The sequence below is a fragment of the Ruegeria sp. CDSC081 genome, from assembly GCF_059610485.1.
In genome coordinates this window covers 216665-241302 of record NZ_JBXWNS010000006.1, presented here as the reverse complement: position 1 = coordinate 241302, position 24638 = coordinate 216665, and the positions used below count along the sequence as shown (strand labels likewise).

General features: G+C 57.5%; 22 protein-coding genes. 14 read left to right on the top strand and 8 right to left on the bottom strand.

Annotated elements, in window-relative coordinates:
- Window positions 1-26 precede the first annotated feature (26 nt).
- Both mgtE and AC2FH9_RS13145 read left to right on the top strand, forming a co-directional pair.
- On the top strand, window positions 27-1421 hold the full coding sequence (gene mgtE / locus AC2FH9_RS13150) for a magnesium transporter (protein ID WP_142636755.1): 1395 nt from the start codon (window positions 27-29) through the stop codon (window positions 1419-1421).
- A complete protein-coding gene (locus AC2FH9_RS13145; protein ID WP_496871827.1) occupies window positions 1418-1975 on the top strand; it encodes a 5-formyltetrahydrofolate cyclo-ligase in 558 nt (185 codons plus the stop codon). Before mgtE ends, AC2FH9_RS13145 begins: the two co-directional genes overlap by 4 nt.
- An 8-nt stretch (window positions 1976-1983) precedes the next feature.
- Here AC2FH9_RS13145 and AC2FH9_RS13140 read toward each other — a convergent pair whose 3' ends face one another.
- Window positions 1984-2217, bottom strand: coding sequence for a putative hemolysin (locus AC2FH9_RS13140; protein WP_142636759.1), 234 nt, complete (start codon window positions 2215-2217; stop codon window positions 1984-1986).
- A gap of 87 nt (window positions 2218-2304) precedes the next feature.
- Between AC2FH9_RS13140 and AC2FH9_RS13135 the strand changes: the two genes are divergently transcribed.
- The 3 genes from AC2FH9_RS13135 (at window position 2305) to AC2FH9_RS13125 (ending at window position 5832) form a co-directional block, all read left to right on the top strand.
- The gene (locus tag AC2FH9_RS13135; protein WP_496871825.1) at window positions 2305-3120 is read left to right on the top strand and encodes a TIGR00282 family metallophosphoesterase; all 816 of its coding nucleotides are present in this window, start codon (window positions 2305-2307) and stop codon (window positions 3118-3120) included.
- Between the two features lie 90 nt (window positions 3121-3210).
- The gene (locus tag AC2FH9_RS13130) at window positions 3211-4989 is read left to right on the top strand and encodes an SLC13 family permease (protein ID WP_496689672.1); all 1779 of its coding nucleotides are present in this window, start codon (window positions 3211-3213) and stop codon (window positions 4987-4989) included.
- Between the two features lie 96 nt (window positions 4990-5085).
- On the top strand, window positions 5086-5832 hold the full coding sequence (locus AC2FH9_RS13125) for a YbaY family lipoprotein (protein WP_496694776.1): 747 nt from the start codon (window positions 5086-5088) through the stop codon (window positions 5830-5832).
- Here AC2FH9_RS13125 and AC2FH9_RS13120 read toward each other — a convergent pair whose 3' ends face one another.
- The 4 genes from AC2FH9_RS13120 to AC2FH9_RS13105 form a co-directional block, all read right to left on the bottom strand.
- On the bottom strand, window positions 5833-7494 hold the full coding sequence (locus tag AC2FH9_RS13120) for an FAD-binding dehydrogenase (protein WP_496871823.1): 1662 nt from the start codon (window positions 7492-7494) through the stop codon (window positions 5833-5835). It lies immediately after the preceding gene.
- 11 nt (window positions 7495-7505) lie between these two features.
- Window positions 7506-8363, bottom strand: a complete 858-nt coding sequence (locus AC2FH9_RS13115) for a bile acid:sodium symporter family protein (protein ID WP_496690945.1) — start codon at window positions 8361-8363, stop codon at window positions 7506-7508.
- Window positions 8364-8435: 72 nt separating this feature from the next.
- Window positions 8436-9170 (bottom strand): glutamine amidotransferase, encoded by a 735-nt coding sequence (locus AC2FH9_RS13110; RefSeq protein WP_496690944.1) that lies wholly within the window; start codon window positions 9168-9170, stop codon window positions 8436-8438.
- A 17-nt stretch (window positions 9171-9187) separates the two neighbouring features.
- A complete protein-coding gene (locus AC2FH9_RS13105) occupies window positions 9188-10960 on the bottom strand; it encodes an SLC13 family permease (RefSeq protein ID WP_142636773.1) in 1773 nt (590 codons plus the stop codon).
- Window positions 10961-11070: 110 nt separating this feature from the next.
- Here AC2FH9_RS13105 and AC2FH9_RS13100 point away from each other — a divergent pair, with 110 nt between their 5' ends.
- A complete protein-coding gene (locus tag AC2FH9_RS13100) occupies window positions 11071-11811 on the top strand; it encodes a YebC/PmpR family DNA-binding transcriptional regulator (RefSeq protein WP_142636775.1) in 741 nt (246 codons plus the stop codon).
- 137 nt (window positions 11812-11948) lie between these two features.
- Window positions 11949-13220, top strand: a complete 1272-nt coding sequence (locus AC2FH9_RS13095) for a permease (RefSeq protein WP_496750240.1) — start codon at window positions 11949-11951, stop codon at window positions 13218-13220.
- A gap of 14 nt (window positions 13221-13234) precedes the next feature.
- Here the strand turns inward: AC2FH9_RS13095 and AC2FH9_RS13090 are convergent, their stop codons facing one another.
- Window positions 13235-14119 carry a LysR family transcriptional regulator ArgP gene (locus AC2FH9_RS13090; protein ID WP_496693833.1) on the bottom strand — a complete coding sequence of 295 codons (885 nt, stop codon included), beginning with the start codon at window positions 14117-14119 and terminating at the stop codon, window positions 13235-13237.
- Window positions 14120-14205: 86 nt separating this feature from the next.
- On the opposite strand from AC2FH9_RS13090, the gene AC2FH9_RS13085 reads away from it, so the two are divergent.
- From AC2FH9_RS13085 to AC2FH9_RS13060, 6 genes are all read left to right on the top strand, one after another.
- Window positions 14206-14805, top strand: coding sequence for a LysE/ArgO family amino acid transporter (locus tag AC2FH9_RS13085; protein WP_281972730.1), 600 nt, complete (start codon window positions 14206-14208; stop codon window positions 14803-14805).
- A 40-nt stretch (window positions 14806-14845) separates the two neighbouring features.
- Complete coding sequence (locus AC2FH9_RS13080) at window positions 14846-15754, top strand: DMT family transporter (protein ID WP_496871820.1); 909 nt, start codon at window positions 14846-14848, stop codon at window positions 15752-15754.
- An 87-nt stretch (window positions 15755-15841) separates the two neighbouring features.
- Window positions 15842-16414 (top strand): choline-binding transcriptional repressor BetI, encoded by a 573-nt coding sequence (gene betI / locus AC2FH9_RS13075; RefSeq protein ID WP_271949443.1) that lies wholly within the window; start codon window positions 15842-15844, stop codon window positions 16412-16414.
- Window positions 16411-17919, top strand: coding sequence for a choline-sulfatase (betC, locus tag AC2FH9_RS13070; RefSeq protein ID WP_496712807.1), 1509 nt, complete (start codon window positions 16411-16413; stop codon window positions 17917-17919). Before betI ends, betC begins: the two co-directional genes overlap by 4 nt.
- An 86-nt stretch (window positions 17920-18005) precedes the next feature.
- Window positions 18006-19664 (top strand): choline dehydrogenase, encoded by a 1659-nt coding sequence (gene betA, locus AC2FH9_RS13065; RefSeq protein WP_496871818.1) that lies wholly within the window; start codon window positions 18006-18008, stop codon window positions 19662-19664.
- A gap of 78 nt (window positions 19665-19742) precedes the next feature.
- Window positions 19743-19982, top strand: a complete 240-nt coding sequence (locus AC2FH9_RS13060) for an HP1242/YdcH family protein (RefSeq protein ID WP_142636790.1) — start codon at window positions 19743-19745, stop codon at window positions 19980-19982.
- A 59-nt stretch (window positions 19983-20041) separates the two neighbouring features.
- On the opposite strand, the gene AC2FH9_RS13055 is transcribed toward AC2FH9_RS13060, so the two are convergent.
- Entirely contained in the window at window positions 20042-21442 is a 1401-nt protein-coding gene (locus AC2FH9_RS13055) for a helix-turn-helix domain-containing protein (protein WP_142636792.1), read from the bottom strand.
- Between the two features lie 65 nt (window positions 21443-21507).
- On the bottom strand, window positions 21508-22713 hold the full coding sequence (locus AC2FH9_RS13050; protein ID WP_281972733.1) for a multidrug effflux MFS transporter: 1206 nt from the start codon (window positions 22711-22713) through the stop codon (window positions 21508-21510).
- Between the two features lie 183 nt (window positions 22714-22896).
- Between AC2FH9_RS13050 and AC2FH9_RS13045 the strand changes: the two genes are divergently transcribed.
- Window positions 22897-24429: an acyl-CoA carboxylase subunit beta gene (locus AC2FH9_RS13045; RefSeq protein WP_142636795.1), complete on the top strand. Its 1533-nt coding sequence runs from the start codon at window positions 22897-22899 to the stop codon at window positions 24427-24429.
- The last annotated feature ends 209 nt before the right edge of the window (window positions 24430-24638 follow it).

The following is a 24638-nucleotide window of genomic DNA, read 5'->3' as shown; positions in this document are numbered from 1 at the left end:
AATGGGCGAACAGAGCGGGGGCAGATATGACAACAGGTATTAACGAACCCGTAAGTGAGCCGACTTCTGATGATGACGCTTATGCACTGGATCGTCGAACGGTAGCATCCATTCTGTATGCAGTTGATGTTGATGACCGCGACAAGCTGGTCGAATTGATGGACCCGCTGCACGCTGCCGACATCGCCGACCTTCTGGAACAGATCAACCCCTATGACCGCGCCCGGTTGATCCGTCTGTATGACAAAGAGTTCGACGGCGATATTCTGTCTGAACTGGACGAAGGTGTCAGGGAAGAAGTTATTGAAGTCCTGCGTCCCGATGTTCTGGCGGATGCCGTACGCGACATGGAAAGCGACGATGTCGTCGATCTGCTGGAAGACCTTGAAGAGCCGCAGCAAGAAGCCATCCTGGGTGCGCTGGAGGATTCCGAACGGATCGCGGCCGAACAGGCGTTATCCTACCCGGAAAACTCGGCCGGACGGCTTATGCAACGCGAAGTCGTCATGGCGCCCGAGCATTGGACAGTTGGGCAGGCCATTGACTTTATGCGTGCCAATGACGGACTGCCAGAACAATTCTACCATTTGGTTCTTGTTGATCCGCGGCTGAAGCCAACAGCACAGGTAACACTGGGCAAACTCATGGCCACCCGGCGCGAGGTGCCTCTGCACGAAATTGCCGAAGAAGAGTTCTATACCATTCCCGTCGATCAGGATGAAGAGGACGTGGCCTATGCGTTCAATCAGTATCACCTGATCTCGGCCCCGGTGGTGGATGGTGACGGACGGCTGGTCGGGGTGATCACCATTGATGACGCGATGGTGGTTCTGGATGAGGAATACGAAGAGGACATGTTGCGTCTTGCCGGCGTCAGCAACGAAAGCTCGCTGTCCGACAGTGTGGCCGCGACCAGCAGGCGACGCCTGCCGTGGTTGGCGGTCAACCTGTGTACTTCGATCTGCGCCTCGCTGGTGATTTCCCAGTTCGAGGCGGCGATTGATCAGTTGGTGGCATTGGCCATTCTGATGCCGATTGTGGCCTCGATGGGGGGCAATGCGGGGACACAATCGCTGACCGTCGCAGTGCGAGCCCTGGCAACGCGCGACCTGACAGGTGCGAACGTAATGCGGGTGATCCGACGGGAACTGCTGGTGGGCATGTTGAACGGGCTGTGTTTTGCCACCGTTCTGGGCGTGGTGGGAATGTATTGGTTCGGCTCGCCGTTGCTGGGTGTCGTGATTGGCTCCGCTCTGGTCGTGAACATGGTGATCGCAGGCTTTGCAGGTACGGTAGTACCGGTCGTGCTGGACCGGATGGGTATTGACCCGGCGCTGGCGTCAGGAACCTTTGTGACGACAACGACGGATGTCATGGGATTCTTTATCTTTCTTGGGCTTGCCAGCGTGGTGCTATTGTGACCGATCTGAACGAAATCAAAGCTGCCGCGCGCAAGGCGGCCTTTGCCCGGCGCAAATCTGCGTTTGATGCAAATCCGCCCGGTGCCGCCGGGCGACTGTCTGAAATTCTGGCCGGGCACCGCGGAGTACCCCTGTCGGGTTATATGCCCATCCGGACCGAGAGTGACCCGCTGCCCGCCATGGCCGAGGCGTCCGCTTATGGCCCGGTTGGCGTACCAGTTATTCAGGCGGCCGGGCAGCCGCTGAAATTCTCTCGCTGGACGCCCGAAGGCAGGCTGAAGGATGGTCCATTTGGCGCCAAAGTGCCCGAGGCCGATGACTATTTCGATCCCGAAATTCTGATCGTGCCACTGGTGGCATTCGATGCAAATGGAGGGCGTCTGGGTTATGGGGGTGGGTTCTATGACCGGACATTGGAAGGGCTGCGCGCGAAACGCCCGACTCTGGCCATCGGTTTTGCCTTCGATGCGCAAGAAGCAGACGGGCTGCCGCTGGAAACGACGGATCAGCCGCTTGATATGGTAGTAACTGAAAGCCGTGTGTTGACCTTTTAACGAAGGTATCAGCCCTGGTTTTTAGCGCGAAAATATTCCCAGGCATTTTTTTCGGTGCCATCAGGCAATATGCACACGCCGGTCTGGCCATTCTCACCGTCCCGAATTTCATACCGCCCACCGCTGTCGATGCAATAGATGGCCGAGGGGTTTGGCAGCTGTGGGTTTGAGTTGACCGCTTGCTCTTCCGAGCAGGCAGCAAGCGTGGCACAGACACCAAAGGTCAGACCGATCCGAAACATAAAGAATCTCCTAAATAAAGAGTTTTGCCGTTCATTGGGTCAGCTTAACGGCTTGTACTTGCGAATTGCCACACTTAGACGGTTTCTATGAGGATACTTTTTCTGGGTGACGTTATGGGCCGCGCTGGACGCGCGGCTGTTCAGCAACATCTGCCACGTCTGCGCGACGAATGGCGGCTGGATTTCGTGGTGATCAATGGTGAGAACGCCTCGAACGGAATGGGTTTGACCGGGGATCATGCCAAGCTGCTGTTAGATGCAGGGGCGGATTGCCTGACGCTGGGCGACCACGCTTTCGACCAGAAGGACATGTTGCAATTCATCGAGAGCGAACCGCGCATTGTGCGCCCTGTTAACTTTGCCAAGGGTGCTCCGGGGCGCGGGCATCGTCTCTATACCGCCCCTGGCGGGCGCAAGGTTCTGGTCGTACAGGTGCTGGGGCAGGTCTTTATGAAGCGGCCCTTCGATGATCCGTTTTCGGCGATCGAGCCAATTCTGAAGTCGCACCCGCGCGGTGGGCAGGCGCAGGCGATCATCGTCGACATGCATTGCGAAGCCACATCCGAGAAGATGGCGATGGGGCATTACTGCGACAAGCGCGCCAGCCTGGTGGTTGGGACCCATACGCATGTTCCGACCGCGGATGCTCAGATACTTCCGGGGGGAACAGCCTATCTGACCGATGCTGGGATGTGCGGAGACTACGATTCTGTCATTGGGATGGACAAGCTGGAACCGATGCGCCGGTTCATCACCGGGATGCCCAAGGCGCGGTTTACGCCTGCAAATGGCGAAGCAACGCTGAGCGGTGTGTTCGTGGAAACCGATGATCGCAATGGTCAGGCAAAATCCGTGCAAATGGTGCGCGTTGGGGGTCGCTTGCAACAAGCCGGGCAGCAATAGCGCGACGTTGGGCTTGCCCTGCTGCCCGCAATACGGGAAACTGCCCGACGGGCGCGCAAGCTGGGCCAGGGTTCGGACTGAATACCACGAATGCAATTTCTTCAACTGACAGAAACGGGCAGCGCGATCGTGGCGCTATTGGTTGTCGCAGGCATGTTTGTCATGTTCCTGCGCGAGGCTTACCCGACCGAGGTTGTCGCCATCGCGGGCGTTGCCCTGATGCTGGTGACCGGTATCCTGCCCTATCAAAGCGCGTTGGCAGTTCTGTCCAATCCTGCGCCATGGACGATTGCGGCGATGTTCATCGTCATGGGGGCTCTGGTCAGAACCGGGGCATTGGATTCCTTTACCGCAACTGCGCAGAAACAGGCACAGGTTAACCCGCGTATCGCGATTGCCATGCTGATGGGGTTTGTGGTTCTGGCCTCGGCGGTGGTGTCAAACACACCCGTGGTCGTCGTGATGATCCCGGTTTTTGTACAGATTGCCCGCACGTTGAACGTGCCGGCCTCGAAATTGCTGATCCCGCTCAGCTACGCTGCCATCATGGGGGGGACGCTGACACTGATCGGCACCTCGACCAACCTGCTTGTGGATGGTGTCGCGCGATCTCAGGGTCTGGCTGCATTCACGATTTTCGAAGTCACGCCCTTGGGCATCGCAGTAGTGATCTACGGCATGATCTATCTGCGCTTTGTTGCGCCGCGCCTGCTGCCGGAACGCGACAGCATGGCCTCGCTTCTCAGTGATCGCTCTAAGATGAAGTTCTTCACCGAGGCCGTCATTCCGCCCGACAGCAACCTGATCGGGCGCGAGGTGACAGGGGTGCAACTGTTCAAACGCCCCGGCGTACGCCTGATTGACGTGGTCCGCGGGGACGAGTCTTTGCGGCGCAACCTCAAAGGGGTGACGCTTGAGGTTGGGGATCGCGTGGTCCTGCGGACCGAGATGACCGAGTTGCTGAGCCTGCAAAGCAACAAAGAGTTAAAGCGTGTTGATCAGGTTTCTGCGGTCGAGACCAAAACGGTCGAGGTGCTGATCACACCGGGGTGCCGTATGGTTGGGCGAACGCTGGGCGTGATGCGCCTGCGCCGCCGCTATGGTGTCTACGTTCTGGCGGTACATCGGCGGAACCAGAATATCGGTCGTCAACTAGACGACCTCGTGGTGCGAGTCGGGGATACTCTGCTGTTGGAGGGATCACCTGCCGATATCCAGAAGCTTGCCGCTGATATGGATATGGTCGACGTGACACAGCCCTCGGCGCGGGCGTTCCGCCGCAATCACGCTCCGGTGGCGATTGGCGCACTTATCGGGATCGTCGTATTGGCTGCTTTAGGTGTGGCGCCAATTCTGCTGCTGTCCATTCTTGCGGTCGCTCTGGTTCTGGTCACCCGCTGCATAGACGCGGATGAGGCGTTTTCCTTTATCGAAGGGCGACTTCTGGCATTGATATTCTCGATGCTGGCCATCGGGGCCGCGCTTGATAAGTCCGGGGCGGTTTCCCTGATCGTCGATGCAATCGCACCTGGGCTTAGTGCGCTGCCACCGTTCCTGATCGTTTGGGCCATCTATGTTTTGACCTCGGTGCTTACCGAACTCGTCTCCAACAACGCCGTTGCGGTAGTGGTCACGCCGATCGCAATCGGGTTGGCGCAGGCCGTCGGCGTAGACCCAAGGCCGCTGGTAGTTGCGGTGATGTTGGCGGCATCTGCATCCTTTGCGACACCAATCGGATATCAGACCAACATGATGGTCTATGGTCCGGGGGGATATCGGTTTGTCGATTTCATGAAGGTTGGCATCCCCTTGAACCTGACGGTAGGGCTGCTTGCTTCGTTGCTTATTCCGATCATCTGGCCGTTGTAACACCGGCGCGAACCCGCCGGTTTTGCGCTGACGGTCTTGTAAAGGCTGATCCAGACACAATCTTTTCCTCTAGAACTTGGACGAAAGGACGGGATTATGCCTTTTCCAAAATTTGGTCAATTGATCGTGATGGGTGCGATTATGGTGGCGCTGATTGGCAGCGATGTATCGGCCGGTTCGGTGACCGGTACCGCCTCCTATCGCGAACGGATTGCCGTACCTGAAGACGCGACGCTTTATATCGAGCTGCAGGATATATCGCTTGCGGATGCGCCAGCGGTAACGCTGGCTGCGCAGCGCTACGTGCTGAGCGGGGTGCCTGCCGAGTTTGAACTGACCTATGATGATGCTCTGATCCGTGACGGGATGACCTATGCGGTGCGGGGGGCAATATATCGTGGGTCACAACTGCTGTTTACGACCGACACGGTGTATCCGGTCCTGACCAATGGTGCGCCGGATACAGCCGACCTTTTGTTGGTCAAGACGGGCGGCCCCACGTCGGCGGGGCTGGAAAACACAAGCTGGACGGCGATTGGTGTGGATGGGGCCGTGCTGAACAGCGAACGCGCACCGCAACTTGATTTTGCGCAAGGCGGTGCCTTTAGCGGCTCAGGCGGTTGCAACCGGTTCACCGGGCAGGCCGAGATATCGGGCACTTCGCTGACGTTTCCAGACAATATTGCGGCCACTTTGATGGCCTGCCCGCCCGAGATGGAGCAGGTGGAGGATCAGTTCTTTGCCGCCCTGCAAAACGTGGTGTCCTATGCGGTGGCGGGCGATAGCCTTGCGCTGTTGGACAGTGCAGGCGACCCGGTTCTGAAATTCATACGCACGCAGTAATCAGGCCACAGCGCGCGACCGTCCTGCGTTGCGCCCGGAAAAGATGCAGCCGCCCAGAAATGTGCCTTCCAGCGCGTTGTATCCGTGATAGCCGCCGCCGCCGAAACCGGCGACCTCTCCTGCGGCGAACAGCCCGGGAACGACCTGACCGTTTGCACCGATCATCTGACTGTCGAGGTTAGTCTGCAAACCGCCCAGCGTTTTGCGCGTCAGCATGTGAAGTTTGACCGCGATTAGCGGCCCATTGGCAGGATCAAGGAACTTGTGTGGTTTGGCGGTGCGGATCAACCTGTCACCCCGATAGTTGCGGGCCGCCAGAATAGCCGCCATCTGCGCGTCCTTGGTAAACGGGTTGTCGACCTGTGAGTCCCGCGCTTCGATCTGGGCGCGCAAATGCGCCTCATTGATCAGATCGCCACCCAGTTGGTTCATGCCGCTGACCAGTTCGGTCAGAGTGTTGGCAACGATGAAATCTTCCCCGTGCTGTTTGAAGGCCTCGACCGGCGCGGTGGCTTGCGATCCTGACAAAATGCGCTGACGGATAACCTCTTTCCAGCTGCCCGAGGTGAAATCCGGGTTCTGTTCCGACCCCGATAGCGCAAATTCCTTTTTGATCACCTTTTGGGTCAGCACAAACCAGCTGTATTCATAACCGGTCTTCAGGATCTCTTTCAACGTGCCCAACGTGTCGAACCCCGGCAAACAAGGGGGCAACAGACGATTGCCGCGCGCGTCAAACCACATAGAGCTTGGGCCGGGCAGGATACGAATTCCGTGCGATGGCCAGATCGGGTTCCAGTTTTTGACGCCCTCGGTGTAATGCCACATCCGGTCGCCGTTGATCACATGCCCACCGGCCTTTTCGCTGATAGGGATCATCCGACCGTCAACGTGGAACGGCACGCCCGCAATCATGTCCTTGGGTGGTTCGCCAAGGCGGTCCCGCGGCCAGTTCTTGCGCACCATTTCGAAATTGCCACCAATACCGCCCGAACTGACGATGACCGAAGGAGCATAGACCTCGAATTCCCCAACCTCTTCCCGGTTGGTCTTGGCGCCATGCGCGGCTGCGTCCTCAGCCAAGACCTCTCCCGAGACGCCTTTGGTACAGCCGTTTTGCATAATGATATGGCTGACTTGGTGGCGGAACTTCAGCTGGATCAGTCCTGTGCTGACATGTTCGCGCACGCGACGGATGAAATGTTCCAGAACACCAGGGCCGGTGCCCCATGTGATGTGGAACCGAGGTACCGAATTGCCATGCCCATCGGCATAAGAACCGCCACGTTCGGCCCATCCAACCACAGGAAACCATCGCAGCCCCATATCGTGCAGCCAGGGCCGCATTTCACCGGCGGCGAATTCGACATAGGCCTCGGCCCATTTGCGGGGCCAAGCGTCTTCTTCGCGGTCAAACTGCGCGCTGCCCTGCCAGTCACGCAAGGCCAGTTCGTGGCTGTCCCTGATGCCCATCCTGCGCTGTTCTGGCGTGTCGACCATGAACAGTCCACCGAGGCTCCAGAATGCCTGACCGCCGAGGAAATGACCGGGTTCCTGATCCAGTATGATCACCTTTTTTCCGCGGTCGCCTAGCTCGGCCGCGGCCGCAAGCCCGGCCAGCCCAGCCCCAACGACAATGGCATCTGCGGTGTTATTGGTCATGTTTTTTCCTCTCAGCTGCGGCGCAGCCAGGCGATAAATGGCAGGGCGACGACATACATCAAGATACCATAGACGGCCGATGGCAGAGCAAGAGGGCTTAGCCCGTTTTCCGTGCTGGTAATCAGCGCTGCCAATGTGATGCCAAGAGTCGAGTTTTGGATGCCAGTTTCGATTGAGATCGTCTTGCTCTCGTTCCATGACAGGTTCACAGCGCGGGCCAGTCCCAGCCCGATCAGCAGCAGCGCAATGTTCAGGGTGATCAACGCCGACCCCATCAGCCCCAAATTTTCGACGAACATTTCCCAGTTCCCGGCCAGCGCGGCGAGAACGATCAGGACGAAAAGAATCGAAGCCAGTTTGGACAATGGGGCATCGACCCGCTCTGCGAATCCTTTTGCGAAATGCCGTATACTGACGCCGATAGCGACGGGCAGGGTGGTGATCAGGAACATCGCTATGGCCAGCCCGGTGATCGAAACCTCGGGTGCGTCCTCGCCCATGAAGTGATTGATCGACCATGCGGCCAATACGGGTACCGTCACCATCGACAACAAGCTGATGATGGCTGTCAGGCTGACGGAAAGAGCGACATCACCCTTGGCCAGTTTAGTCAGGATATTGCTGGTAACACCGCCGGGGCAAAAGCTGAGGAGCATAACACCGACTGCTATTTCCGGTGGCAGTGCAAAGAGTTTGACCGTCGTAAATGCCGCAATGGGAAGCAAGATCACCTGGCAGAACGCCCCTATCGCAAAAGGGTATCGTCTGCTGACAACCCGGCGGAAATCGGCGATCTCAAGCCCGACACCCAAGGACAGCATGATTATGGCCAACGATAGTGGCAGGCCGACATTAATAAGCAGATCCAACTACAACTCCTCCCAAAGCCGTTCGGACCAGCGTAAGCGAGGGTCAAAGCCGCAGGCAACCGCGCCGTAGGGTCAGCCGTAGCGTTGGGCGAACCTGCGCAGGATTTCACCGGGCAGAGTGACATTGGCGGCGTGGCAAATGTCGATCAGACGCTGCGCATCTTCGGGCGGGAAATAGCCGTGGTGTTTGTAGATGGTGATGCGCTCTTCAAAGTCGCGGGCATCCGCCTCGGGGTGGAACTGTGTGGCATAGACATTCTGACCCCAGCGGATCATCTGGAACGGGCAAGGGTCCGAGGCAAGCAGATGCACGCACCCATCTGGCAGGGATTGCACAGCCTCTTTATGGCCCACAAAAGCATCAAAACTCTGACCCAGCCCCGAGATCAGTGGATCGGTCGCACCGTCCTCTGTCACGTGGCAGGTTGAGGGGCCGACGGGCTCTCCGAACTGGTCCTTGCTGACATCGCCCTCCAGATGTGCGGTCAGAATACCCAGCCCATAGCAGCACCCCATGAACGGATGATCGCGCGCGGTGATCTGCGGCATCAGGCCCATGATGGCGGCTTCGGTGCGGGCATCCGTCGGCGATTTTGTCGCCGGATCATCGCTGACACAGCCGGGGCCACCGCCGACGATCACCCCGGCATAGTCGGTCACGTCCAGACCGTCGGGCAGGTCTTCGCAGTCCAGCCGGATGCGGTGGGTCTGTTCGGGGCTCAAGCCGGTTTTGTCCAGAATCGAGGCATATTCGGCATCGGACGCATCGGTTTCCGGGCGTAACTGCAGGATCAGAAATCGTTTCATGAAACGGCTCTTACCCGTCACAGCGGCCAGAACACAAGGATGGCGGGTATCGAAACCGCAATGATCAGGATTTCCAGCGGCAGGCCCATGCGCCAGTAGTCTCCGAACCGATAGCCACCCGGACCCAGAACCAGCGTGTTGTTCTTATGCCCGATAGGTGTCAGGAACGCGGCCGAGGCTGCAACGGCGACCGTCATCAGAAACGGGTCGGGGGAAACCTCAAGCGTGCGGGCCATCTGAATGCCGACCGGGGCCGCCACAATCGCCGTAGCGGTGTTGTTCAACACGTCCGACAGGGTCATGGTGACCACCATCAGAACGGTCAGAATAGCCCATGCAGGCAGGCCGTTAGTTAACTGGATCAGCGCATTGGCGATCAGTTCGGTGCCGCCCGAGGTTTCCAGTGCGCTGCCCAGGGGGATCATCGAGCCCAGCAAAACGACCACCGGCCATTCGATGTGAGTATAGAGATCCGCGATTGGCATGATCTTGGTCAGCACATAGGCAACCACAACAAGCCCCAATGCGACCGGCAGGTAGATCAGCCCAACACTGGCCGCCAGCACCGCGGTGGCAAACAGGCCAATCGCAAGCCACGCCTTTTCATTGGCGGTGACGTTCAGACCGCGTTGGGCCAGCGGTAGGCATCCCAGCCATTCGGTCACATCGGCGCTGCGATCACGCGGGCACAGCAACAACAGGATGTCGCCAGCCTCAACCTCGGTTTTGCGGACCTGTTCGGTGATGCTGCGGCCCTGGCGCGAAATGCCCATCAAAACGGTGCTCTGCCGCCATGCCAATCCCAACCCCTGCGCCGTACGCCCGGTGATGCGGGCGTTTTCGGTCACGACAACCTCGACGACTTCCAGCCCGTCGCCTTCAGCGGTCAGAAGCTCCTGTCGACGTGTGTCCGAAAAATCCAGCTTCAGCGCCGCGCGGAATTCATCCAGCGCCTCGGGGCGGGCCTCAAGCACCAGCGCGTCACCCTGATTCAGTGTTGCATGGGCCGACCGGCCATAGCGGCGCTTGCCGTCGCGGATCAGGCCGATGATGGCGACGTCGGATTTCTCGGCATCTTCATAAAGCTCGCTGACCCGTTTGCCGATCAACGGCGATTCCGGTGGGACGGTCAGTTCTGCGATATATTCGGCCAGCGCCTCAGAGGTTTCGGTTTGCGGTCCCCGGTTCGGGATCAATCGCCAGCCCACCAGTGAGACAAAGGCAAGCCCGGCAATCGCAGCAATGCCACCCACAGGGGCGAAATCGAACATACGAAAGGGCTCGCCCAGAGTTTCTGCGCGGATTGAGGCGATGATGATGTTCGGTGGCGTGCCAATCAGGGTCGCCATCCCACCCAGAATTGTTGCAAAGCTGAGCGGCATTAGGGTCAGGCCGACGGCTCGTCCGGCTTTTCGTGCGGTCTGAATGTCGACCGGCATCAACAGGGCCAAGGCAGCGACGTTATTCATGAAGGCGGACAGAACAGCCCCGATACCGCCCATCAAGGCGATATGGGCCCCAAGGCCGCGTGACGCGTCAACCAGGGATCGCGTGATCAGGAATACCGCACCGGACCGGACCAGCCCGGCCGAAACGACCAGAACCAGCGCGACGATGATGGTTGCCGAGTGACCAAAACCGGCAAAAGCGTCATCGACGGGTACGACACCCAACACCACTCCGATCAGAAGCGCGGAAAACGCAACAAGATCATAGCGAAACCGCCCCCAAAGCAGCATTCCGAATACAGTGGCAAAGAGAGCGAAAAGTATGATCTGATCTGTCGTCATACCGCCAACATACTCGCAGAAGAAGCCGTCGCAAGCCGGTCTCTTGATCCCATGGCCCGCAAACGTCTATATGGGCGCCAAATACGCAATCACTATCACGAGGACGCACCATGGCAGGCCACTCCAAATGGGCCAATATCCAGCACCGCAAGGGACGTCAGGACGCCGCGCGGTCCAAACTGTTTTCCAAGCTGTCAAAAGAGATCACTGTTGCCGCTAAGATGGGCGACCCCGATCCCGACAAGAACCCGCGTCTGCGTCTGGCGGTGAAAGAGGCCAAGTCAAACTCGGTCCCCAAAGACGTGATCGACCGGGCGATCAAGAAATCGCAGGCGGGCGATGGCGACGAATACGAAGAAATCCGGTATGAGGGCTATGGCCCCAACGGCGTGGCCGTCATCGTCGAGACGATGACCGACAACCGGAACCGGACCGCATCGACCGTGCGCTCGACCTTTTCCAAGAATGGTGGCAATCTTGGCGAGACCGGTTCCGTCGGCTTTATGTTCGAACGCAAGGGTGAAGTGGTCTATCCGGATACGGTTGGTGATGCCGACACCGTGTTCGAAGCGGCCATTGAGGCAGGCGCGGAAGATGTTGAAAGCTCGGACGAAGGTCATATCATCTGGTGCGCCGACACCGATCTGAACGACGTCTCGAACGCGCTCGAGGCCGCGCTGGGTGAAACGGAATCCACCAAACTGGTTTGGAAGCCAAGCACCACGACCGAGCTGGGGCTTGAGGATATGCAAAAGCTGATGAAGTTGGTCGATGCGCTGGAAGATGATGATGACGTTCAGCGCGTCACAACCAATTTCGAAGCATCGGATGAGGTGATGGCGCAGCTTTGATCTGCCCCGCATCCTGAGATTTGGAAACCCGGCCCTCAGGCCGGGTTTTTTTGTTGGTTGGAGGATAGGGCTATTGGCCGATCAGGTTCGAACTCATAGGCTGGGTCGAATAGCTGGAGCAGCGAGTCAAAGTGCAGATGACCGAACCCCAATCTGAATTGGCCAAACGTAATGTGCCCGTCCTGACCGGGCAGAGCATTCTGTCCCAGGTCGCCTGGACCCTTGGCAGCCCGTCCATTGTCTTGCCGTTTCTTGCCGTTTCGCTGGAACTTCCGATGTTCATCGCCGGCGCGCTGGTTTCAATCCGCATGGTCGGCAGCATGATCGCCGACGTGTTTCTGGCCCAGGTCATTGCGCTGCGCGAACAGAAGAAACGCAGTATCGCGATGACCGAAGTATTGATCGGGGCCTGCCTTGTCATGGCTCTGGCGGCGGCCGCGACGGGCAGTCTCGTGTTCACGGCCACAGCCTTTATCACCGCATTTTTTTTGATCGGTCTTGTGGGTGAGATCCAGACATTGCTGCTTACTGACCTGCTGGGCGCGCACGTTCAGTCCAGGTCACGTATGATCATGCGATATCTGCAGTTAGGCGCCGGCGGATTGGGCGCAATCGGTCTTGTTCTGTTGGTCCATCAAATCACGCTGGGCAACCCTCCGTTTGCGCGCCATTCGGTTGTGATCGGAGTTGCAGTGGTGTTTTTTCTGTTGTCTGGCCTATCAATCCTGGCGATGTCCGAAGTTCCGCATCAGAAAATTTCCACAGCGCCTGAGGACGAAAACAAAAGGCATTGGTCCGAATATTTCACCGATATTCTGGCGATGTTCAACCAGACCTGGTTCCGGCGCTATATGGTCATGCGCCTTCCGATTGTGGTTGTCAGTCTATCGGTTCCGTTCTTTGCCCTGATGGCGGCCGAGGCACATCACAGTTCGGCCAAAGGCCTTACCGCAATGATCATTTCGTCGGCCTCTGGATATCTGGTCTCTGCGCCTTTGTGGCAGTTTGTTAACCTGAAATCCCACCGGGCGGTCATGGTATCCGGAACTTTGATGGTGGCCTTGACCGGAGCAGGGCTGCTGGCGGTCCATTACCTCCATATCGGTCATCAGGTGCACACTCATGCGGTTGCCCTGTTTGTGGTGACCGTGGCGGTTACAGGCATCAGCAGTGCCCGAAAGTTGTATTTTCTGGATATCGCCCCGTTTGATCAGCGGGTCAAAGGGGCGGCTGCGGTGAAAAGCATCTCGCGGATTGTTGCGGTCATCGTGTCGGCGGCGCTGGCTGGTCTGGCACATATGCACGAGGTCTCGGCGGCGGTTTTGATCGTTGTCTTGGTGAGCCTGATCGCAGCTTTTGCCTGTTACCGGGTGGTCACGCCAATTCCTAAAGCGCCCGAGCCATCCTGATCGGCCAATCCTGTCTATCGTTGAATAAGCGCGTCGACAGCCGCGCGCTTTACAGCGGCGGTCAGCGGCGAAAGGGCCGAGGATAAGACACGCCCGACCTGCCAGGTCAGCGGAACATCAAGGGGCGTGTCTGGTATCAAGGGGCACAACAGGCCATCTGCCAAAGGCTTTTGTACCAGCTCAATCGGGTTCATTCCCCACCCGATGCCGGCGATCGCTGCATCCACAAACCCGTGTGAGGATGGCAGAAAATGCGATGGCGGGGAAATGTGGTGCCCAAACTCTCTCGCAAACCAGGCTTTCTGAAGACCGTCCTTTTGATTGAAGGTCAGGCACGGTGCTATGGCAAGGCTGCTTTTGGTTACACCGTCCCGGAACCATTTTTGCATAAAACCTGGGCTGGCCGTTGGAATATACCTGAAATCCCCAAGTGGATGGGCATCGCAGCCAGAGACCGGTTGCCCTCCGGTGGTAACAGCCGCGCTGACCTCACCGCGGCGCAGCCAATCGGCCGAATGGTCCTGGTCATCAATTACCAGATCGAACAGCAACTCATCTGTTTGGGCCATCGCAGCGATGAACCATGTGGCCAAACTGTCTGCAGGAATTGCAATGCGCACCTGGGTCGGGCCAGAGGTTCCCTCCAACGCCAGTTCACGGGCCAACTGTGCCTCAAGCAGCCCGATATCCTCGGCGTATCTGGCAATGCGCAGGCCGGCGGGTGTCGCTGTGCAGGGCGCACCACGAGTGATCAGAGCGGCGCCTATCCGATCCTCTAATGACTTGATCCGCTGCGATATCGCCGAAGGCGTCACCGACAGCTCTGTGGCGGCGGCGTCAAAGCTTCCGTGGCGTAGAATGGCCGAAAGTGCGGCAAGGTGATTGGGATCCAGCAACATTAGCAGAGCTTAACCAGGTGTAACTTCTTTAATTTGATAAGTCGACTGACTGGCTCTAGTCAATCAAATCGAACACAGGAGGTTTCATGTCCGCATCTCTGATTTCCGGATTCGCTCTGGGCTTTAGTCTGATTTTGGCCATTGGTGCGCAGAACGCCTTTGTCCTGCGTCAAGGGCTGCGCCGCGAACATGTTTTTGCCCTATGCCTGACCTGCGCCGTATCGGATGCCATTCTGATTGCGGCAGGGGTTGCCGGGTTCGGAACGCTTGCTCAGACTGCTCCTTGGTTCGAGCCGGTCATGCGCTATGGCGGGGCTGTGTTTCTGACCTGGTACGGGTTGCGCAGCCTGCTATCGGCCTGGCGCGGCGGGTCTTCCATGGATGTCAGCGAAGGGACACGTTCTAGTCTGAGGTCTGTCCTGCTGACCGTGCTGGCATTCACCTGGTTGAACCCGCATGTCTATCTGGACACGGTGGTTCTGATCGGGTCGATATCTGCACAATATGATGACCGGTTGGCCTTTGCTATTGGAGCGATGCTGTCCAGCTTTGTCTTCTTCTTCTCGTTGGGCTACGGGGCAAGGATTCTGTCGCCGGTCTTTGCCCGCCCAAGGGCATGGCAGGTGCTGGATGTTGTTATCGGTTTTGTCATGCTGGCGATTGCGGCCAAGCTGGTGGCGATCTGAGGTCTTGTTCCCGCCTGTGTTTCGGTGTTGAACCGTTAACATGACAACTCGACCTAACACCTATCGGCCATTGGCGGGAATGTTCTGGATGTTTTCCGCCGGTCTGTCCTTTGTTGTCATGACTGCGCTCGTCAAATCTCTGGGCACCTCCATGGACCCGATACAGGCCGCATTTCTGCGCTTTGTCTTTGGGTTGGTGTTCCTACTGCCAGCGTTAAGGCTGATCGTTACGACACCTCTGACACGTAGGCATCTGACACTGTTCGGCATCCGCGGGGTGGTTCACGCCATTGCCGTGATGCTGTGGTTTTTTTCCATGACCCGAATTCCGTTGGCCGAAGTCACGGCCATGAACTACATGACGCCAGTCTATGTCACATTGGGTGCTGTGCTGTTTCTAGGCGAGAAACTAGCCTTCCGCCGGATTGCCGCCATTGGTGTCGCATTGATCGGTGTCGCAATTATTCTCCGACCTGGGTTTCGGGATATCTCGGTTGGTCACGTGACCATGTTGGGGACTTCGTTGACGCTTGGTGCATCCTACCTGCTGGCCAAGATGCTGGTGCGAGATCTGCCGCCCTCGGTCGTGGTTGCACATATGTCCATATGGGTGACGATGGCGCTGATACCTTTCGCCATTGCCGTGTGGTCCCCGCCAAGTCTCCATGATTTGGGTGTGCTGTTTCTGGTTGCCTGTTTTGCCACACTTGGACACTATCTGATGACCTTGGCCCTGCAGGCCGCCCCCGTAGCAGTGACGCAGCCCGTCACATTCTTACAGCTGATCTGGGCCACGCTGGTTGGGGCGTTGGTTTTCCACGAAAGCGTAGATTTGTGGGTGGTCGCCGGGGGCACGCTGATTCTGTTGGCAGTCAGTTTTATTGCCTGGCGCGAGGCCGTGTTGAACCGCAGCAGCCTGACGACCCCCAGTATTGCACCTAAACTTTAGCCGATTTCGGCCGAAAAAACGTTATTAATTGACGAGTCAATAAAAATCTCCTAGCGTTTTTCTATCAAAAGCAGTTGAGGGGTACGGATGCCGAAACTCGGAATGGAGCCAATCCGCCGTGATGCGATCGTAAAGGCAACGATTGCTGAGCTCGGGTCGAAAAAATCCCTCGATGTAACCGTCAGCCAGATCGCTAAGCGGGCTGGCATGTCCAGCGCGCTGGCACATCACTATTTCGGCGGTAAAGATCAGATTTTTCTGGCAGCGATGCGTCGCATCCTGTCGGATTTCGGGGCAGAGGTCCGGTCCGAACTGAAAGCAGCCACGCCAAGTGGACGCGCGCAGGCGATCATCCGGGCATGCTTTGCCCCATCCTGTTTCACGCCGGATGTGACGGCAGCGTGGATGACGTTCTACGTTCTTGCGCAGACCAATGACGACGCTCTGCGATTGTGGCAGATTTATCAGGCCCGTATCCGGTCGAACCTGGTTTATGCGCTTCGCCCGCATTTGGCCGATCCGGTTGAGGCGGCCGGGAACATGATCGCCTTGATCGACGGACTTTATATCCACGCCGCGCTGAGCGCCCCGGAAGAACCGCAACTGGCTGTAAACCACGCGATGCGCGTGCTCAGCACCTTGCTCGAGGCTGAGAAATGACAAAACCTAATATTCTGATCCTGATGGTGGATCAGTTGAACGGGACCCTTTTTCCTGACGGTCCTGTCGATTGGCTGCATGCGCCAAACCTGAAAAAGCTGGCCGAACGATCCACGCGATTTGCGAATGCCTATACGGCGTCGCCCCTGTGCGCGCCGGGTCGGGCCAGTTTTATGTCCGGTCAGTTGCCGTCGCGCACTGGTGTCTATGACAATGCCGCCGAGTTTGGCAGTGATATTCCGACATATGCCCACCATCTGCGCCGTGCAGGGTACTATACCTGTCTGTCGGGCAAGATGCATTTCGTCGGGCCCGATCAGTTGCACGGGTTTGAAGATCGCCTAACCACCGACATCTACCCCGCCGATTTCGGCTGGACCCCGGACTACCGTAAACCAGGCGAGCGGATTGACTGGTGGTATCACAATATGGGTTCGGTCACGGGCGCAGGTGTAGCCGAGATTTCCAACCAAATGGAATATGACGACGAGGTGGCCTATAACGCCAAGTCCAAGCTATACGATCTGGCCCGTGGCAAGGACGACCGTCCATGGTGCCTGACTGTAAGCTTTACCCACCCGCATGATCCCTATGTTGCACGTCGCAAATACTGGGACCTGTACGAAGATTGCGAGCACCTTCTGCCCGAGATTGCCGACCTTGGTTATGATAATCAGGACCCGCATTCGAAACGGATTTTTGACGCCAATGACTGGCGCAGCTTTGACATCACTCAAGAAGATACCCGCAAATCACGCCGCGCCTATTTCGCCAATATCTCTTATCTGGACGACAAGGTCGGAGAAATCCTCGAGGTGTTAGAGACCACGCGGCAAGAGGCGATCATTCTGTTCGTTTCGGATCATGGCGATATGCTTGGTGAACGCGGATTGTGGTTCAAGATGACCTTCTATGAAGGGTCATCCCGCGTCCCGCTGATGATCTGTGCGCCCGATCTGCCAGCGGGCCGGATCGACGCTCCGGTTTCGACCATAGATGTGACGCCGACCTTGGGTGCTCTTGCCGGTGTCGATATGGCAGAGATCGCGCCGTGGACAGATGGCGAAAACCTTGTGCCGCTGGCCATGGGGCACGAGCGCAGTGAGCCGGTCGCGATGGAATATGCAGCCGAGGCCTCTTATGCGCCACTGGTGTCCTTGCGCTATGGCAAATGGAAATACAACCGATGTGCGCTAGACCCTGATCAACTGTTCGACCTCGAGGCGGACCCTTCCGAGTTGGAGAACCTTGCAGACAGGCCAGAGCATGCAGGAACGTTACAGACCTTGCGTGCCAAGTCCGATGCCCGTTGGGATCTGGATCGGTTCGACGCCGAAGTTCGCGCCAGCCAGGCGCGTCGCTGGGTCGTGTACGAGGCGTTGCGCCAGGGCGGGTATTATCCTTGGGACTACCAGCCCCTGCAGAAAGCATCTGAGCGGTACATGCGTAACCACATGGATCTGAATATCGTCGAGGAAAGCCAACGCTTTCCACGCGGAGAGTAACAACCCGAATTAACAAGACCCTCTCCGGTCAGGCAGAGATTTTTCGATGAAAAATCTTGGCTCCGGTTGAGAATGGAGACCCGAAAATGGAAGCAGATTTCGTCATCGTCGGCGCAGGTTCCGCAGGCTGCGCGATGGCATATCGTTTGAGTGAGGCCGGCGCCTCGGTTCTGGTGATCGAGCATGGCGGTACCGACATGGGCCCGTTTATCCAGATGCCCGCCGCGCTAAGCTATCCGATGAACATGTCGCGCTATGACTGGGGCTATCAATCCGAGCCTGAGCCGCATCTGAACAACCGCCGCCTGGCCTGCCCGCGAGGGAAGGTGATTGGTGGGTCCTCTTCGATCAACGGAATGGTTTATGTGCGCGGCCACGCCCGGGACTTCGATACTTGGGCCGAGATGGGCGCGGATGGCTGGTCTTATGCGGATGTGCTGCCATATTACAAACGGATGGAGACCTGGCATGACGGCGGTCATGGTGGGGATTCCGCGTGGCGGGGCACTGACGGGCCGCTGCATGTGTCGCGGGGCCCGCGTGCGAACCCGCTGTTCCAGGCCTTTGTCGATGCGGGCCAGCAAGCCGGGTATGAAGTCACGGGCGACTATAACGGTGAAAAGCAAGAAGGCTTCGGCCCGATGGAGCAGACCGTCTGGAAAGGGCGGCGCTGGTCGGCGGCAAATGCCTATCTGCGGCCTGCGCTCAAGCGCGAGAACTGCGATATCGTGCGCGGTCTTGCGACCCGGATTGTTCTGGAAAACGGAAGCGCTGTTGGTGTTGAACTGATCCGTGGCGGCAAGACAGAGGTCATCCGCGCCCGCCGCGAAGTGGTCATCGCAGCCTCGTCCATCAACTCGCCGAAGCTGTTGATGCTGTCTGGAATCGGCCCGGCTGCGCATTTGGCTGAGCAGGGGATCGGAGTTGTTGCAGACCGTCCGGGAGTTGGCGCAAATCTACAGGACCATTTGGAGCTGTATATCCAGCAAGCCTCGCTTCAGCCGATCACGCTCTACAAACACTGGAACCTGGTCAGCAAAGGCCTGATCGGGGCGCAATGGCTGTTCACCAAGACCGGCCTTGGTGCCTCGAACCAGTTCGAAAGCGCGGCCTTCATCCGATCAAGGCCGGGTGTCGAATACCCCGACATCCAGTACCACTTCCTGCCGATGGCGGTGCGCTATGACGGGCAGGCTGCGGCCGAGGGGCACGGGTTCCAAGCACATGTGGGTCCGATGCGATCGGAATCACGGGGTGCTGTGACATTGCGCTCGGCTCGACCCGAGGACGCACCTGTCATCCGGTTCAATTACATGAGCCAGGAAAAAGACTGGGAGGAGTTCCGCACCTGTATCCGCCTGACGCGAGAGATTTTCGGGCAAGAGGCGTTCAGACCCTTTGCCGGGAAAGAGATTCAGCCCGGTGCTGCGGTACAAACAGATGAAGAGTTGAACGCCTTTATCGCTGAGCATGCCGAAAGTGCCTATCATCCCTGCGGCACCTGCAGGATGGGACGGCTGGATGACCAGAACGCGGTTGTCGACTCCGAAGGCCGGGTGATCGGCGTGGATCGGCTGCGTGTGGCGGACAGTTCGATCTTTCCGCAAATCACCAACGGCAACCTTAATGCGCCGTCGATCATGGTGGGCGAGAAAGTCTCAGATCATCTGCTGGGCAAAGACCCGTTGCCCAAAGCCAATGATCAGCCTTGGATTCATCCGCAATGGGCTTCGGCGCAGCGCTGATTTGATCCGCGTCAAAGCGGAGGGAGTGGGACCAATATAGACCTGAATCGCAACGCATTTTCTAAGGAGCGAACAGGAATGTCCCACACCCCGCACGAATTGGCCGAAGAGTTTCCCGACAAGGTCGAATTGATCAGTCAGCTTAAACAGTCCGATGCGCATTTTTCTCGGCTGGCCGAAGAGTATCATGAGGTCAATCGTATCGTGCACCGCGCGGAAACCAACGTCGAGCCGATGGAGGATCTTGCCGAAGGCGAGCTGCGCAAGAAACGCGCCGCACTGAAGGATGAGATCTGGGCGATTTTGTCGAACGCTTAAGGGTTGGGCGGGGGCATTGCCCCCGTTTCGGCTGGCCGCGGTTTTAGGCCGGGTAAAGCTCAGGTGACTTCATAGGGTAGGGTTCCGCGGGTATGAGTGTCGATGGACAGGCGACGTTCCAGCGGAGGAACTGACCGTTGGTGGCAGTTCTGGCGTTCGCAGATCCGGCACGAGATACCTATGGGCTCGTAGGCACTGGCGTTTGAGATATCCAGATTGTCCGCATAGACCAACGCTTCGGCGTGGCGGACCTCGCATCCCAGCGCAATCGCATAGCGCCGGACAGGCGCTCCGTACGAACCGCCCGATTTCGAAACATCCCGCGCTAGCGAGATATAGCGGACCCCGTCCGGGGTTTCGGCAAGCTGCCGCAGGAAGTGACCCGGAGTTTCAAAGGCGCGGTGCACATTCCACAACGGGCACGCACCGCCAAAGCGCGCAAATTGCAGGCGCGTGGCGGAGTGGCGTTTTGTGATCGTTCCGGCCTGATCCACCCGAACAAAGAAGAATGGTATCCCCTTTGCACCGGGGCGCTGCAGCGTCGAAAGCCTGTGGGCCACCTGTTCGATGGATGCTCCAAAACGATTGCTGAGCAATTCCAAATCATGGCGGTAAAGCTGGGCTGCACTGAGAAATTCGCCATAGGGCATCAGAGAGGCGCCAGCGAAATAATTCGCCAAGCCGATCTTCGCAATCGCGCGCGCCTCATCACTGTGAAATTTGGCGAAATCCAGTGTCGCTTCAAGCAGCTTGTCCTGATTGATTAGGGATACCTGCAAGAGCAGCTGAAACACTTGTGTTTGCGGTGCAATCCGTGATGACAGCAGCAATGTTTTGCTATCCGCATCGTATTTCCGGGTTTCTTCGATATCCGGGAACTGAACGCGAATACCATTTTCACCCAAGCTTTCGATTGCGGCGGCGCGAATTCCGCCTTTGTCCTGGGCGCGGCCAGAAAATCGTTCCGCAGCCCGGTCAACCGCGTCAATGTAGTTGTCGCAATAATGGAAAAAGTCTCGCACTTCTTCCCAGGGGCTGGCCTGAATCTGTGCGTCTTCACGTCCCAGGGCTTCGTCCAGCGAGGCCAGCCTTTCATGCGTCTGGCGATACGTGCGGTGCAGGGCGATAAACGCTCGGGCCATTGCGGGGGCGTTTGAAGCTGTCAGGCGCAGATCAGCGAGCGGTGGCATGGCGTCATCAAACACGGGGTCCGCCAGCGCCTCGCGCAGGTCTGAGACCAGACGTTCGCTGTCGCCAGTGCTAAGTTCGGTCACGTCCATGCCGAATTCCTGCGCCAGAGCCAGAACAACCGTGGTCGAGATCGGGCGGTTGTTATTCTCCATCTGGTTCAGATAGGGAAGCGAAACCCCCAGTTTGGCTGCGAATTCCTTTTGTGTCAGCGTCAGGCGCGTGCGCATTTCACGCAGTTTTGCACCAGCATAGAGCTTTTGGGTCGCCATGGCGTGCCTTTGCAACTTTTCTAATCTTGAACGCTAGCTTTGCAAACCGTCCTGCGCAAGGCGTGTTACAGGCCCAAATACCGTTCGCGCCGGATCACGATGGCAATAGCAACGATGGCAAATGTTGCAGAGGCCAACATCAGCCACAGCAGCGGCATCGCGCCTGTTTCATGGGTTAGTATTGCGCCCGTGAGCGCGCTCAGGCCAGCTCCGCCGCCCAGCATGATGGCCCCGCTCAGCCCAGATGCTGTCGCGGCCAGGTGCGGGCGGACGGACAGTGCGCCTGAAGTTGCGTTTGGAATGGTCATACCATTGCCCACACCAACAATGGTCATGAACCCAAAGAAGCTGAGAACCGAGCCGAAGCCCGTAAGGAACACGATAGTCGACAGTGCAACGCCGGTTGCGTTCATCCAGCACCCCCAAAGAACCATCCGGTTCACGCCAAAGCGGACAGAGAACCTGCCGCTGAAGAAGTTGCCGAAGAAATAACCCACCGCAGGGGCGCCGAAGTAAATGCCCAGTTCTGACGCTGTTAGGCCGAACAGTTCAGTCCCGACGAAAGGCGCGCCGCCCAGATAGGCGAAAAAAGCGCCCGACGACAGGGCTGAGGCCATGGAATAGCCCCAGAACCGAGGGGATCTGAGCAATTCCGGGTATTCACGAAACTGCTGCAGCAAGGTCAGCCCGCTTTTGCGGGATGTTTCTCCGAAGTCGGAATAGGTCAGCATTAGCGCCAGTAGACCCAGCCCGAAAGGAAGCCAGAAATTTGCCTTCCAGCCAAAGCTCTCTTCCAGAAAGCCGCCGATGGCAGGGCCAATCATTGGAACAATGGCCATTCCCATGGTGACATAGCCGATCATCGAAGCGGCCTGATCTGCTTCGTAAAGGTCTCGCACCGCTGCACGGCTAAGGACCATTCCAACTGCGACGACCGCTTGAAACATCCTGAAGGCCAGAAATACTTCGGCGTTCGGGGAGTAGATGCAACCCAGTGTCGCAATCAGAAACAGAACCAATCCCCAGAGAATAACTGGCCTGCGGCCAACCTTATCTGCGATGGGGCCGATCAGAATTTGGATTACTGCGCTGATCATCAGATACAGAGCGATCGACAGCTGCATGACTTTGTAGTCTGCGTCAAAATACGCGGCCATATTGGGCAGGCTGGGAAGGAAAAGATTCAAGCTCAGCGCTGACAGCCCGGATAGCATCACAAGTGTGGCAATGGTGGGGGGCGAACGACGCGCTGGCGAAAAAGTAAACTGCATGGTTCACATGTATAGTGACGGTTTTTGGGATTGCCATCCGTGACCGTGTCTCAGTGCGAAACTTTGCATGTTTACAATTACCCGAAACTGTATTTTCAAAGATTTGCAAATTTGCCGAATGAGGCTTTGGTCTGAACGAAACTAAGTATAGTGTCGCGCCAAATTTCAAAGGGGATCATCGTTATGAAAGACATCCTTTCCGAGCTTGAAGGCCGCCGCAACGATGCACGGCTGGGAGGTGGGCAAAAACGTATTGATGCGCAGCATGCGCGGGGCAAGCTCACCGCACGCGAACGCATAGAGCTGTTGGTGGATGAAGGCAGTTTCGAAGAATTCGACATGTTTGTCAGCCATCGTTGCACGGATTTCGGGATGGAAAATCAAAAGCCTGCAGGCGATGGTGTCGTCACCGGATGGGGCACAATCAATGGTCGTATGGTCTATGTCTTCAGCCAGGACTTCACCGTTTTCGGCGGGTCTCTGTCGGAAACCCACGCGCAGAAAATCTGCAAGATCATGGACATGGCAATCCAGAATGGTGCTCCGGTGATCGGCATCAACGATTCGGGTGGTGCGCGAATCCAGGAAGGTGTGGCCTCGCTTGCGGGTTATGCCGAGGTGTTCCAGCGTAACATCATGGCCTCGGGCGTGGTTCCGCAGATCAGTGTGATCATGGGCCCCTGCGCCGGTGGCGCCGTCTACAGTCCGGCGATGACCGACTTTATCTTTATGGTCAAAGACACCTCGTACATGTTTGTGACAGGCCCCGATGTCGTCAAGACAGTCACCAATGAGGTTGTAACCGCCGAAGAGCTGGGTGGTGCATCGACCCATACCAAGAAATCCTCGGTTGCCGACGGTGCATTCGAAAATGATGTCGAAGCACTGGCCGAAGTGCGCCGTCTTGTCGATTTCCTACCGTTGAACAACAAGGAAAAACCGCCCGTTCGTCCCTTCTTTGACGAGCCGGGCCGGATTGAGGCTTCGCTGGATACGTTGATTCCGGACAACCCGAACACGCCTTATGACATGAAAGAACTCATTGCCAAAGTGGCGGACGAGGGTGATTTTTACGAAATTCAAGAAGATTACGCCAAGAACATCATCACGGGCTTTATCCGTCTGGAAGGTCAGACCGTAGGTGTTGTAGCCAACCAGCCGATGGTGCTGGCCGGCTGTCTGGATATCGACAGCAGCCGAAAAGCCGCGCGCTTCGTCCGGTTCTGTGATTGCTTTGAAATTCCGATTTTGACACTGGTCGACGTGCCGGGCTTTTTGCCGGGAACCTCGCAGGAATATGGCGGTGTGATCAAACATGGCGCAAAACTGCTGTTTGCCTATGGCGAGGCGACCGTTCCGAAGGTCACAGTGATCACCCGAAAGGCCTATGGCGGTGCCTATGACGTGATGGCATCCAAACATCTGCGTGGCGATTTCAACTATGCCTGGCCAACCGCCGAGATCGCGGTGATGGGGGCCAAGGGCGCGACCGAAATCATCCACCGTGCGGATCTGGGCGATGCCGAGAAAATCGCACAGCACGCTCAGGACTATGAGGACCGGTTCGCCAATCCGTTTGTGGCTGCGGAACGTGGATTCATTGATGAGGTGATCATGCCGCATTCGACCCGCCGCCGCGTATCGCGAGCTTTTGCAAGCTTGCGTAACAAGCAACTGAAAAACCCCTGGAAAAAGCACGATAACATTCCGCTGTAAGCTGAAGGTCGCGGGGCAGGTGCTCTGGTGTGCCTGCCTCTCGGCACGTTGGTGTAAAGACCCCCAAACGGCGAATTTGACTTTGAGAGCAAAGCTGCTAGATGAAATGCCTTATTGGACATAGAAAAGCGCGGGCCAGTAGGCATGCGCGCGCGATCCCGGAGAGAGGAGCTCGCCTTTGGTGGGTCTGGGATCGCGCCTTATGTCTG